A 12,724-nucleotide genomic window follows, 5' to 3' on the forward strand; every position below is an offset into this window, starting at 1 on the left:
TATTCACAGGCCCGACCGCCTCTACGCCAACCGGGCCTGTGAGTACCCAGATATTTGGTGTTGCGAAAGCGTCCCGGATCAGCCCACCGCCGTACCGCGGCGCTTCTCGATATCGGCGATGATCGCGTCCCAGTTCTCAGGGGTCAGCTCGCGCTGTTCCGGGTCGCGGGGCGCGGGGGCGACGCCGCCCTTGGCGCCGACGCGCTGACCTGTTTTGGCGTAGATGCCGACCGTGTCGTTGACAGTGCGCTTAAGCATGTCGTTCATCATGTCGGTCTGCTTGTGGAAGGCTTTTTCCTGCTTGATGCTCTGGTAGATGGCAAAGCCCGCCCAGGCCGCCCAGGACACCGCGCCGGCGATCGCGAAGGCGAGCGAGAAGCCGCCGGAGACGAGCGCTACCGTTGCGCCCGTGCGCCCGAGGAAGGTGGAATTCACCAGCATATTGGCAACGCCTGCGATGCCCTCGATCGCGCCGACCGTGTCCGCCGCGGTTCCGATACCCATGAAGATGAGATCGACCGGATCGCCCTTGCCACTGGTGAGCCCCTGCAGGAACTGGTAATATTCCACCGGCAGCCAAGCGACGCCGGCAACGGCGCCAACCGTCGTCCCGGTATTCTTGAAAAAGGCGGAGAGCACGCTGCGCTGCGCCCGCGCCAGCTCGTCGGAAACGCCGACGAGTGAACTGATCCCATCCAGCAGCGAAAAATTCGAGGCTTTGATCGCCGAGCCGAGCGCACTGCCCATGTGCGCGAGAGCGCCAAGGGCGTGCAGAACCACGATGCCGATGCTGTCCCAGGTCGGGCTCGTCATGTTGAGGCCGGCATAGATGGAGCGGGATGCGGTAAGCACCGACATCACGCCGGAAGAGAGCGCCGCCTTGTATTTGACAGGATCGACCCCTGCCGGCGCCGCCGTCGCGGTCTTGTCGATCAGCTTGGCAAGGTCGGCCTTGATCGTTTCGACGCTGCCGCCCGGTCGCATCGTCGCCCAAAGCGCGGTGAAGATCGTCGTGAAATTGGTCTTGTATTGCGCCATGGCATCGGCATTGCCCTTGAACAGGGTTTCCGCCAGCGCGTCGAGGCTCGGGGCGATGATCCTCTTGATCGCCTCTTCGGCGGTCTTGCCGTCGACGATGATTGGATCGATCACATCCGTGCCGGGCATCAGCGTCTTCATCAGGCCTGACATGGAAAGTCCCATGTCCTTGAGGCTCGATGTCAGATATTCGCTGTCGATATAGGGCAGATCGAGACTTTGGATGGTCTTGCTCCAGCCATTGTCCTTGGTGGCGAACATGCGCTCGGCGATCCAGGCGTCGCCCCCGCTGCCGGCGAAGAAGCGCCCGCCGTCTGAGCCGTTGGCGGCAATGCCCTTGCCGGCCAGCCCGGTGCCGATCATGATTGCCGCCATGACGTCGTTGAACGAATAGCTGGCGAGATTGCTGGAGGGCAGCGGCGAGACGCTCTTGTCCCACTCGGCATTGGCCGGCAACTTCGAGACCAGGCTGGCGCCCATGACGAGCCCTTCCAGCGCGGTCTGCACCGCATGGCGGTAGCCCAAGACCTCCTTGCCGCCGGGTGCGCTCAGGCGCGACGTCAGGCGCTCCAGATTGCCGGCGAGATCGCCGATGCCGATTTCTCCGGCGCCTACCTTGTCGAGCAGCGGACCGAGAAGCGCCTTGACGTCGGCCTTGAACTGATCGCGCACCTCGGGGCTGTCTGACCCGTAAAACTGGTTGGCCATCGCCTGGATGGTCGGGTTGAACAGGTGGGTGATATTGTTGGGAACGGTGCTGCCGAATTCGGAAGCGGCAACCTTTTTCAAACCGTCGAGGTCGATCTTGAGATCGGGGAACAGGCTCCCGCCGAGCCCGAGCGACTGGTCGAAATCCACAACCGGCAGGATGGAGCCGAGCCCCTTCAGTTCCCGCTCGGTCTTGTTGCCGGCCAGTCCCATGCGGATCAGGCCATCGAGCGCCGTCGTCGGATCGGAGATCGTCGGCAGCACGTTCTTGTCGAAGAATTCGGCATAGGTCTTGTCGGCAATCGCCGAGCGCTGCTTTACGAAATCGTCGGGAAGCACCATGGAATAGAAGCCGAGGGCGGCATTATATTCCTTGAGAATGGTGGTGACGTCCTTGCCGGATTTGAGACCGTCATTCAGCAGGCCGCCATTGACGATGTCGCGCTCAAAGGCATCCTCGACCTTCGTACGCAGGTCCTTCATCTTCTCGTCACGCGTTATCGTGTCGTTGATGATCTCGGAAGCGTCCTTGTTCGTATCGGCCGGCGCCACGCGATAACCGGAGAAGATCAGCTTGAAGGCCTTCAGCGCCTTCTCCGTCATCAGCGAGTTGACGTCGGGGTCCGAGCCCAGGATGGCGATCGACTTGTCGAGATCCTTCAGGATCTCCTGGTCGTTGTAGATGCCGCGCTGGTTGTCGCCGAGGCTGTCCTTGTATTGGCCGAAGGTCGCCTTGGTCTGAAGCAGATCGAGATACATGATCAGTTTCTGCTCGGCAGTGTAATTGTGAGGGTTTTTGACGACGTCGATGCTCTCGAAGGATTTGTCCTTGTCCTTCAGCCCTTCCATGAAGCCCTGATTGATCTCGCTCATGAAATCGGAATTGAACAGGAGATCGATGACCGGCTGGATCGGCGCGGTAGGGCGGGACGTGCCATTCGACGTGGCGGCCAGCGAAACGAACTTCGGACTGCTCGTCTGCGCCGATATAGAGGAGAAAATCGTCAGGGCTGCCGTCGTGGTCCCGTCAGAGGCAAAAGGCGATGCCTTCTTGACCGTGGTGCTCGTGGTTTTGCCCTGGCTCGTGGAATTTTCGGACTTTGGATCGGAATTGGCGTTTAGCCGGAGAAATGAAACCGTATCGATATCCGAAGATGCTGGTGCGATCGATGACATGCGTTCCCTTTGATTTTCTTTTTCCGCTTTTCGCGGATGACGTCGTTTACCTTACGTTAGGCATAAGATCGACCTTTGCGTGATAATTCAAGCCCGATCGGACATCGCGGTTGCATAAAATGCAGCGGCCTCGCGCCTGGAGATCAAAAATCACATTTTTACCGAGGGGTCGCAGGGTATTTCCCAGGCTGTGGCGGTCATCGTTGCCGCCCCTCTGCCTCTACCAGATGAATGACGGGTCTGGCCCAAATTCGAGATGCACGGACTCGCCGGTGTAGCGTTCAAGCTTCTCGTTCAGCTGCTTTTCCATTTTGTCGAGCTTCTTCACGCCATTGGCCATATCCCACAGACCAAGCGCCAGCCCGACGGCCGAGGCAACGAGGCCGGTGACCAGTCCGGCCGCGGCAAGGCCGGTTTTGGCGGCGCTGCTGAAGATGGTCACGACTTCCGGCGCCACCGTTCCGAGTCCGGAAAAGGCACGGGACATGGCATTGGTCAGATAAAGCATCGCCTCGGAGAAACCGATCAGCGCGTTGCCGGTACCGGCAATGCCGCCGATTATTTCGAGCGCGCCCTTGGCGCGGTCGCCGGCCTTCATCGACCGCGACGCCGAATAGAAGCCGAGGCCGGCCATGGCGAGGCCGCCGGCCGCGCCGAGGATCTTGCCTGCCGCTTCCATCGTCTTCGGCGAGAAGTTCATCGAGATCCCCTTGCCCCAGCTGCCAGGCTGATTGCCGAAGGCGCTGAACGGTTTGCCGGCAACGTCGAGGTTCTTGCCGAGCCCCTCCATCGTCATGCCGACGATCTGTGTCGCCGAGCCGACCGCAGCGGCGATATCGGCCGGCGTCCACTTGCCGCCGACACCGAGGCCGTGCGCCACCAGCACGCTCGACATCGTCAGCATCTGCACGGCGTGCATCAGACCGGCCTTGTACACTTCGGCATCGATGCCGGCAGGTGTACGGGTCTGGCGCGGCAGGTCGAGCGAATCCTTGAAGGAGGCAAGCGCGTCGTCGAGCTTCATACCGCCGCGCACCATGCGCAGAACGCCGTCGACGTCGCGCGCTATATCCTGCGCCAGGTTCTGCTTCAGCGTCTCGCCGCCATCTGCCGGGCCGTTTTTGCTGATGAAATCCTCGGCGAAGGTGTTTGCCAACTGGCTGATGGCGTCATTCGTTGCGCCGGGCACAAATGTGTCATCCGGACCCGACAGCAGCGGCTCGAGATCGACACCCTGGCCGTCGCCGATATAATGTTCCTTGACGATGTTCGAGAAGGTGACGTTCGCGGCGTCGAGATGCGCGTCGATATAATCCTGGGGCAGGAGATCGACGAGCGTGTTGAGTTCGGAATAATAATCCTTCAGGGCATCTTCGAAGCTCTTGCCGGCGCTCAGCGCCCGGTCGATCGCCTTGCCGCCGCCGATATCGATCAGATAGGCGTCTTCGATGTTGGTGAGCAGATCGGAATTCTCCGGGCTTTGCAGATATTCCTTCATGCCGCTCGCGAAGATATCCGAGAGATGCTGCTGCGTCGCCGGATCGGCCGTCAGCTTTTCGATCCGCGCATCGAGGTCCTTGCCGACGCGCTCGCCATCGGGCACGCTGTCGCCATACTGGTTCATATAGCCATTGAACTGCTGTTTGATCTCGATGAGATCGTAGAGCACCGTCGCCTTCTGTTCCGGCGTCAGCTGGTCGAGGTGGTCCATGTTGTCGGGCGCGACGAAATTCCGGTTCACGTCCTTCACGGCGTCGCCGAGAATGCCGTATTTGAGTTCGTCGAGCTTCTTCAGCGTCGGCTCATAGGCGGTCGACGGAGCGTAGCCGCGCAGCACCTTGCTTTCCAGGATGTCGTTCTCGTCGATCGGGCGCTCCACGACCGGCTCGATGGCATCCGAGCCCGACATGACAAGGTCCATCTTCTTGAGGCTCGATGTCAGATAGTCGCTGTCGATATAGGGCAGATCGAGATTTTGGACGGTCTTGCTCCAGCCATTGTCCGTGGTGGCGAACATACGCTCGGCGATCCAGGCGTCACCGCCGCTGCCGGCGAAGAAGCGCCCGCGATCTGAGCCGTTGGCCGCAATGCCCTTGCCGGCCAGCCCGGTGCCGATCATGATTGCCGCCATGACGTCGTTGAACGAATAGCTGGCGAGATTGCTGGAGGGTAGCGGCGAGACGCTCTTGTCCCACTCGGCATTGGCCGGGAGCTTCGAGACCAGGCTGGCGCCCATGACGAGCCCTTCGAGCGCGGTCTGTACCGCGTGGCGGTAACCCCAGACTTCCTTGCCGCCGGGAGCGCTCAGACGCGAGGTCAGGCGCTCCAGAAGGCCGCCAAGATCAGCCTGACTGACCTCTCCGGCGCCTACCTTGTCGAGCAGCGGACCGAGAAGCGCCTTGACGTCGGCCTTGAACTGATCGCGCACCGCGGGGCTGTCTCCCCCGTAAAACTGCTTGGCCATCGCCTGGATGGTCGGGTTGAACAGGTGGGTGATGTTGTTGGGAACGGTGCTGCCGAATTCGGAAGCGGCAACCTTTTTCAAACCGTCCAGGTCGATCTTGAGATCGTTGCCCGGGTCGGTTTCGGGCGTGCTCACCTTTGCATCGACCAGGATCGCGGTGGCGCCGCTTTTGCTCTGGGTAAACCCGACGAAGCCCCGCGCAGCGGAGATGTCGAGTGCCTGCCCGTTGCCGCTCGGCGCGATCTTGCGTATTTCGCCGGCGTCGATGGTTTTTGTCGATGCAGAACGGCCAGTCACGTCTTTCTGGTCGAGGTCCACGACCAGGGTTTCGACCTCTTTCGATCCGCTGCCAACACGTTCCAACATGATTTCGTCACTCCTGATCGACGGCCGCACCCTGAACGGAGGCCCGGAAAGCCTCGTTAGGTCAGAAGTTTTTCAGTGATATGACAAATGGGTGCTATCGGAGCGGCAAAATTGAACCATTGACCCCCACATAGCGCTTCCAAATTATACCGCAGTACAAATGCTGGTGACACCGCAGTCGCCAAGGTGCGGCGCAATAGAGCACGCTACCGTAGGGAATGCGCTCACGAGACAGATCAAAGTCGGTCCTCGGGCTCGGTTTTCAGACTGCATTGTCCGGCAAATCGGTATAAGCCGTCCTCTCGAACAAATCAGGGGACAACATGGAAACCGTGGAAATCAGCAGCCGCAGCGACTTCGGCCTTTGGGCAATTGAGCGGGCGCGGGAAATCGTAACGTCCGAGGGAACTGCTTTTGCGATGGCCGCTCGCGATATGGACGACGAGGCGCTTGCAAACGCTGCAGCCGCGCTAGGCAAGGCCATCAGCGATGCGATGGTGGAAGTGTTTGACGGCCTGATAGATGAATCGTGATTGTGAAGAGACAGCGGGTCACTGACCGATAAAAATTGGTCAGCACCGTCCGGGCTCGCCGTCTTCCCCTCTCATTGCAAACTGTCAGAAACTTGCATATAATTCTGACAAGAGAAATGCCATGCAAAAGCTGACATAGCAAATCATGGGACATGCTGAACGACTGCCGGAAGGACCGCGCTTTCGGCAAAGAGTTTTTTGCATCTCGGAAATCGAGCCGCCCTGGATCAGGCTCTGTCGCGCCTGGCCGAGCGTGGCGAGCTCGTCCGGGCGGGCCGTGGTATCTATATGCGGCCCGTCAAAAGTCGCTTTGGCAGTCGGCCGCCGACGGTCGAACAGGCCGTAGAGGCGGTGGCGCAGCAGCGCGGTGAGGTCATCGTCTCGATGGCGCCGCCGCGGCAAATGCCCTGGGCCTGACCTCCCAGGTCCCGGTCCGCTCCGTCTACCTGACATCCGGCCGTAGCCGGACGATGACCCTTGGACAGCAGACGGTCGAGCTCAAGCACGTGCCGCGCTGGCAATTGGCCTTGGCCGATCGACCTGCTGGCGTGGCGGTCCGCGCACTTGCATGGCTTGGGCCGGAAAGGGCCGATGAAGCACTGTCGCGGATCAAGCGAAAGCTGCCGCCAAACGCGTTCGGCGAGCTGGTGGCGGCGGCTCCGCAGTTTCCGACCTGGCTTGCAAGAAGCGTAGGAAAGGCTGCGCATCGCTGATCTGTTTCTGACCTTGTCAAAGGATAACCGACGCGAAGCCTTGGCGGTGGCGGCCGACCGCACCGGACGGCCCATTCATCTCCTCGAAAAGGATGTCTGGGTCGTCTGGACGCTGCAGACGCTCTTTTCGTCCAAGCTCGGTGAGCATCTCGTCTTCAAGGGCGGCACCTCGCTTTCGAAAGCCTACGGTGTCATCAAAAGGTTCTCCGAGGATGTCGACCTGACCTACGATATCCGCGCCCTGGCGCCGGACTTGGTTGGCGACAATGACGAAGCACTGCCGAAAACCCGCAGCGAGGAGAAACACTGGACCAGCGAGGTGCGAAAGCGGCTTCCGGTCTGGGTGGCGGGCTCGGTGGAGCCGGTTATGGCGCGTTGCGCGTTCAATCTCTTCCGGCGGCAATCCGCCTCGAGGACGATACGCTCTACCTCGACTATGAAGCGGTGAGCAGCGGATCCGGCTATGTCGCCCCGAGCGTCATGCTCGAATTCGGAGCGCGGTCGACCGGCGAGCCGGCCAGTATCCGTCGACTGTGACGCGTCGGGCCAGGTTGATGGTGTCGAATTTCCGAAAGCGAGTCCCCGCGTCATGCACGCGGAGCGGACGTTGTGGGAGAAAGCGACCGCCATCCATGTCTTCTGCCTGCAGGAGCGCCTTCGCGGCGATCGTTTTGCCCGCCACTGGCATGATGTCGTCCGGCTGGACGATGCTGGTTTCGCCGACAAAGCATCCGCGGATCGGCAACTCGCCAATGCCGTGGCGAAACACAAATCCATGTTTTTTGCGGAAAAGGCGGCCGACCGCTCGCCCATCGACTACGCCGCAGCCGTCAACGGCAATCTGGTTCTGACGCCATCCGGAGAAGGTCTGCGTGCGCTCGGCGAGGATTACGCGCGCATGGTCGACGACGGCCTGCTGCTCGGCGATTCCGAGCCGTTCGAGCACCTGATCGAGCGATGCACGCAAATTCAGGCGCATGCCAACAAAAGCGACGCGTCAAAATAAGCAATTGCCGGCCCACAGCCGCACCCTGCCCATTACTGTGAGTGCCCTGTCACCGACGCGGTTTGGCTTCGCGCCAATTATAAGGCGTTTGCTCGTGGCAGGCACCCTTGATGTGATGAGAGTGAAGCTCGGACCCGGTTATTCCGGCTCCGGCCTCGGCGAGGATGTGGCCAAATACCGCACGGGTGCGGGTTCGTTTGAGGAAAGTTGCGCCACGTAAAATGAAGATCCGGTGTGTTTGCAGTGAAGGCATTCAAATTCCCAATTTCAATCTCGCCGGAAGCCCGAGCAAGCTCAAAATCGCTGACGCGAGAATCGACACGGATGTTCCACTTGCCGCAACGGCACGTTCTCGCGCCAAGTGCCGTCCTCCCACTGGCGCGCCGCACGCTTGATTGGCTCTATTCCCGCAGGGGGGGTCGACAAGACGAAGGTCACTTCTTGGCGTCCAGCGGATCGACGTCGCCTTTCATCAGGAAGGCCGCAATCTCGACAGGGCCAGCGCGCGCGGGCGTGACGATGATTTTTGCCATCGCCTTGTCTGAATGAAGATGCGTCGAAGCCGGCTGTGCTGCCGCAGCGATAGGCGCGCGGTGGCGGCGTGAATCGCCAAGTTGCCGCAACGGCCAGCACGAGGAACTCGACCAACGTCTCGGCGGCGAAATAGCGGAAGGTGCATTCCGGTAAACCACGGCGATCGAAACTTAAATCCGTCGCAATCTTCTCGACACTCACGTAGCATGAGCCTCGCGAACAAACGCCGCCACGCCACTATGGCAATTTCACTTCTCCTCCTCGGGATGAAATGGGACCATTCCTGAGGCGCTCTATTCCATCTCGAATACGGAGGATCCGGCATGCCTACGGTGTTGTTCAGACACGACCTCGCTTAACGATGTACTGAAGATTGCAGTCTACACGAAGCACGTTGCAGGCAGTGCTATGAAGTGTTCGCGGAAGATGGTTCGAGGTCTCGTCGGACGCTCTGTCGCGGCGAGCGCGGGACGTGTCTGATGCCCTCGATTTCAGTGAAGAACCATATTTCACGTGTTGCCCACCTGCCGACAACTTCCACCATCGCAAAAATGCACGTCCGCCTACCGAAGCTGAACGCTAACGATCCCCAAATGAGCTCAAAGATCACCTGTCGGCGGCGGCGGCGGAATTGGACTGATGAGGTGAGGGCACAGATTCTTGCCCACAACGTTCTTCAACTCGGCCCAATCCGGCGATATGTTCCCTCATCCTGGTTTCAGGCATGCCTTCAAGGCCCTGTCGGCTCGACACTTGGATTTTACAGGCGCCTGGCTGCTGGCCGACTGCCGCGCCCATTCCGTGATGATAAAAGTATTGTGCCGTGTTGGGTTCTTCACAAATATGTCCAGCACCCGACGTAGTTCTCTGCTCGGAAGCGGTTGAGGTCTGCGCCTTGACGCCGAAGATGGCCCTCTACAAGTTGGGTGACAATGTCCCGAGAGTTCTGCTCGCATTGGTTAGACGGGCAGGCTGGCTCTTTTATGCGTAGCGGCGATCTCGATGAGATTCAGCGTCAATCAGGATGAGACTCGCGCCGGGGTGTGACGGAGTGAGGGCGTAGCCCGATCGTAGTCATACCCCGGCGTGGCGCAGATTTTCGGCGTCTCATGATCGCGGTCGGTCCGGTACATTTGCGGTTTTCTGGATTGGAGAACCAGTTTGTGCCGGGTCGCCATTTAACCGATCATCAGATGAGACTCTTCATGAAGTACCGACAAACGCATTCCGTAGAGGTCGCCGCGTCAAAAGCGTCGATCAGCCGAGCCACGGCATACCGCCTCGACAAGGAGGTACAACTGCCTTCTCAGAGCAAAGCGCCGCGCGGACGCCGCCGCCCTGATCCCTTAGAGCTGATATTCGAGACCGAAGTCGTCCCGCTCCTGAAGGCCGCACCCGGTATCCGTGCCGTCGCTGTCTACAACGAGATGCTGCGCCGACATCCAGAACTCTCTGAAGGTATCCGCCGCACGCTTGAACGACGCATTCGGTCGTGGCGTGCTGTCCATGGCGAAGCGCAGGGGGTCATCTTCCGCCAAACGCACGAGCCAGGCCGGTTGGGCCTTTCGGATTTTACCGACGCCAGCGGTCTTGGTGTGACCATCGCCGGCCAGCCGCTTGATCACCTGTTCTATCACTTCCGGCTTGTCTGGTCGGGCTTCGAACATGCCCATGTCATTCTCGGCGGCGAAAGCTTTGTCGCGCTGGCTGAAGGGCTTCAAAATGCCCTGTGGTCCGTGGGAGGTACGCCGCTTTATCATCGAAGCGACAGCCTGTCGGCGGCATTCCGCAACCTCGACGCCGATGCCAAGGTCGATCTCACCCACCGATACGATCAGCTTTGCTCCCATTATCGAATGACGCCGACGCGCAACAACAAAGGCGTCGCGCATGAGAACGGCTCTATCGAAAGCTCCCATGGCCATCTCAAGAACTCTGTTCATGACGCCCTGCTGATGCGGGGGGCCAAGGAATTCGACGACCTCAGTTCTTACCGCGCCTTTGTCGATGACATCGTCAGCCGTCGCAACGCTGCCCATGGCAAGCGCATTGATGCTGAGCGATCCCATCTGCAGGCGCTGCCCGAGCGCCGGACCACGGACTTCGAAGAGATTGTCGTTACGGTGTCCCGGACGGGCGGCTTCACCTTGCGCAAGGTCTTCTACACCGTGCCATCCCGCCTGATCGGCCACAGGTTAAGAGTTCGCCTGTTCGACGATCGGCTGGATGTCTTTGTCGGCGGTACGCATCTGATGACGTTGCGCCGAGGACGCGGCCATCCCGACGGCCGACACGACCAGGTCGTCAACTACCACCACGTCATCCATTCCCTGCGCAAAAAGCCGATGGCGCTCCGCGGCCTCGTTTATCGCGACAAGCTCTTCCCGCGTCAGGAATATCGCAAGGCCTTCGAAGCCCTCATCGAGCATCTTCCCGACAAGCAGGCTTGCAAGATCACCGTCGAACTCCTGGCGCTCGCGCATGACCGTGGTTGCGAACGCGAACTTGCCGAAGAATTGGCCAGGATACTCGATGCTGGTGACTTACCCAATCTGGCTACCATGCGAGCGCTCTTCGGTCCGGATCCAGCCAAGCTGCCGACCGTTCATGTGCAACTCGCATCGCTCAACGGTTATGAGGCCCTGATCGGGACGGGAGAAGCGGCATGAAGAACGCCCACGTTATCGATGAAGCACGCCTCGGCATCATGCTCAACGAGCTCCGGCTGCCGACGATCAAAATGCTGTGGCCACGATTTGCCGAAGAGGCGGACCGGGAAGGATGGCCGGCAGCTCGCTTCCTGTCGGCTATTGCCGAGCACGAGCTGGCAGAGCGTGCCAATCGCAGGATTGAACGGCATCTCGCCGAAGCGCACCTGCCGCCCGGAAAGACCTTAGACAGCTTCGCCTTTGACGCTGTACCCATGATCTCGAAGGCGCAGGTCATGGCAATCACCGCCGGCGACAGCTGGCTTGCCAAGGGAGCTAACATCCTCATGTTCGGTCCGCCCGGCGGAGGAAAGAGCCATCTTGCTGCTGCCATCGGCCTTGCGCTGATCGAGAACGGATGGCGGGTCCTGTTCACCCGGACCACCGATCTTGTGCAGAAGCTTCAGGTCGCCCGAAGGGAACTGCAGCTTGAGTCTGCCATCGACAAACTCAACAGGTACGACTTGCTCATCCTCGATGACCTCGCCTACGTCACCAAGGACCAGGCGGAAACAAGCGTGCTATTCGAGCTGATCTCGGCACGATACGAGCACCGGTCGATCCTGATCACCGCCAACCAGCCGTTCGGAGAGTGGAACCGGGTCTTTCCCGACCCTGCCATGACACTCGCAGCAGTCGACCGGCTCGTGCACCATGCCACGATCTTCGAGATGAACGTCGAAAGCTATCGCCGCAGAACTGCGCTTGAGGAAAAACGCCAGCGCGGCCGACCGGCCTCGTTTGCGACAATCAGGACATCAACGCTGTCTGTCGCGGAGCGGCAATCAGAAAACGACGAAGAACTTGTCAGCGGCAATCAGCATGATAATTTGATCCCGACCGCGACCTAAGAATCTCATCCAGATTGTCGCAAGCGTCTCATCCTGATTGCCGCGCTATTAGCTATTTTGCATCGATGGGCAGGCTCAAGGTTCTCTTGGAAGTCAGCATTTAGCTGCCTCACCATGGCGTTGAATAGGCTGAGTCGACCAAAGTGCTGCGCCCATTACCGAAGATTGCGATGAGGCATCAGCGTCCTTCAGCAATCTTGCCAAAGAATGCAGGCTTGCGAGATCGACGTGCGGAACCGCCAGGCTGCGCCAACAACCACTCATTGATCGGTCGAACATCCACGATGGGACCTCAAGAAGTCGACCAGAAGAAGAACCAGAAAGGCTGCAGCGGAAATATGCTTCCCTTTGGACACCGCCTCATGCACGTGAACGGGTTGCCCGGACCAGGGATGCCACGGATACAAAAGCTCGCGAACCTCGGTCCCGTGGGTGTTCTGTCGTCGTGTTGTACAACCATTTCCGGCCGCACTCATCGCTCGGATACCAGACCCCGGCCGAGGCTCTAGTTGTGAGCTTTCGGGAGGTTGTCCATTCAAAGCGGATTTAGGAGACTGGAGCTATCACACCTCGAGTCGGAAGGATCGCCGCGAATGAACATTCATAAGAATGCCCGACTGACGCCGT

Annotated in this window: 7 protein-coding genes and 2 pseudogenes; 7 read left to right on the forward strand and 2 right to left on the reverse strand. The window is 59.8% G+C overall.

Annotated features, from left to right (window positions below; all coding sequences use genetic code 11):
* Positions 1 to 78: 78 nt before the first annotated feature.
* On the reverse strand, positions 79 to 2,619 hold the full coding sequence (locus EFQ99_RS33175) for a hypothetical protein (RefSeq protein ID WP_004672581.1): 2,541 nt from the start codon (positions 2,617 to 2,619) through the stop codon (positions 79 to 81).
* A 25-nt stretch (positions 2,620 to 2,644) separates the two neighbouring features.
* Between EFQ99_RS33175 and EFQ99_RS35920 the strand changes: the two genes are divergently transcribed.
* The gene (locus tag EFQ99_RS35920) at positions 2,645 to 2,935 is read left to right on the forward strand and encodes a hypothetical protein (protein WP_004672580.1); all 291 of its coding nucleotides are present in this window, start codon (positions 2,645 to 2,647) and stop codon (positions 2,933 to 2,935) included.
* A gap of 207 nt (positions 2,936 to 3,142) precedes the next feature.
* On the opposite strand, the gene EFQ99_RS33180 is transcribed toward EFQ99_RS35920, so the two are convergent.
* A complete protein-coding gene (locus EFQ99_RS33180; protein WP_011053319.1) occupies positions 3,143 to 5,752 on the reverse strand; it encodes a hypothetical protein in 2,610 nt (869 codons plus the stop codon).
* Between the two features lie 323 nt (positions 5,753 to 6,075).
* Here EFQ99_RS33180 and EFQ99_RS33185 point away from each other — a divergent pair, with 323 nt between their 5' ends.
* From EFQ99_RS33185 to istB, 6 genes and pseudogenes are all read left to right on the forward strand, one after another.
* Positions 6,076 to 6,285, forward strand: coding sequence for a hypothetical protein (locus EFQ99_RS33185; protein ID WP_004672578.1), 210 nt, complete (start codon positions 6,076 to 6,078; stop codon positions 6,283 to 6,285).
* A gap of 145 nt (positions 6,286 to 6,430) precedes the next feature.
* Positions 6,431 to 6,998: pseudogene (locus EFQ99_RS33190) on the forward strand (DUF6088 family protein).
* Positions 6,991 to 8,004: pseudogene (locus EFQ99_RS35290) on the forward strand (nucleotidyl transferase AbiEii/AbiGii toxin family protein). The pseudogenes EFQ99_RS33190 and EFQ99_RS35290 overlap by 8 nt, the downstream one beginning before the upstream one ends.
* Positions 8,005 to 8,098: 94 nt before the next feature.
* Positions 8,099 to 8,224, forward strand: a complete 126-nt coding sequence (locus tag EFQ99_RS36100) for a hypothetical protein (protein WP_257784634.1) — start codon at positions 8,099 to 8,101, stop codon at positions 8,222 to 8,224.
* A gap of 1,477 nt (positions 8,225 to 9,701) precedes the next feature.
* Positions 9,702 to 11,207, forward strand: coding sequence for an IS21-like element ISRel5 family transposase (gene istA, locus EFQ99_RS33210; protein ID WP_026188833.1), 1,506 nt, complete (start codon positions 9,702 to 9,704; stop codon positions 11,205 to 11,207).
* Complete coding sequence (gene istB / locus EFQ99_RS33215) at positions 11,204 to 12,097, forward strand: IS21-like element ISRel5 family helper ATPase IstB (protein ID WP_004672573.1); 894 nt, start codon at positions 11,204 to 11,206, stop codon at positions 12,095 to 12,097. Before istA ends, istB begins: the two co-directional genes overlap by 4 nt.
* The last annotated feature ends 627 nt before the right edge of the window (positions 12,098 to 12,724 follow it).

The organism is Rhizobium vallis, from assembly GCF_003985155.1.
Lineage (GTDB): Bacteria > Pseudomonadota > Alphaproteobacteria > Rhizobiales > Rhizobiaceae > Rhizobium > Rhizobium vallis.

Bases quoted from the DNA above. Each gene is read 5' to 3' on its own strand.
- EFQ99_RS35920 (WP_004672580.1), top strand. From the start codon at position 2,645: ATGACCGGCTGGATCGGCGCGGTAGGGCGGGACGTGCCATTCGACGTG.
- EFQ99_RS33175 (WP_004672581.1), bottom strand. From the start codon at position 2,619: ATGAGCGAGATCAATCAGGGCTTCATGGAAGGGCTGAAGGACAAGGAC.
- istB (WP_004672573.1), top strand. From the start codon at position 11,204: ATGAAGAACGCCCACGTTATCGATGAAGCACGCCTCGGCATCATGCTC.
- EFQ99_RS33185 (WP_004672578.1), top strand. From the start codon at position 6,076: ATGGAAACCGTGGAAATCAGCAGCCGCAGCGACTTCGGCCTTTGGGCA.
- EFQ99_RS33180 (WP_011053319.1), bottom strand. From the start codon at position 5,752: ATGTTGGAACGTGTTGGCAGCGGATCGAAAGAGGTCGAAACCCTGGTC.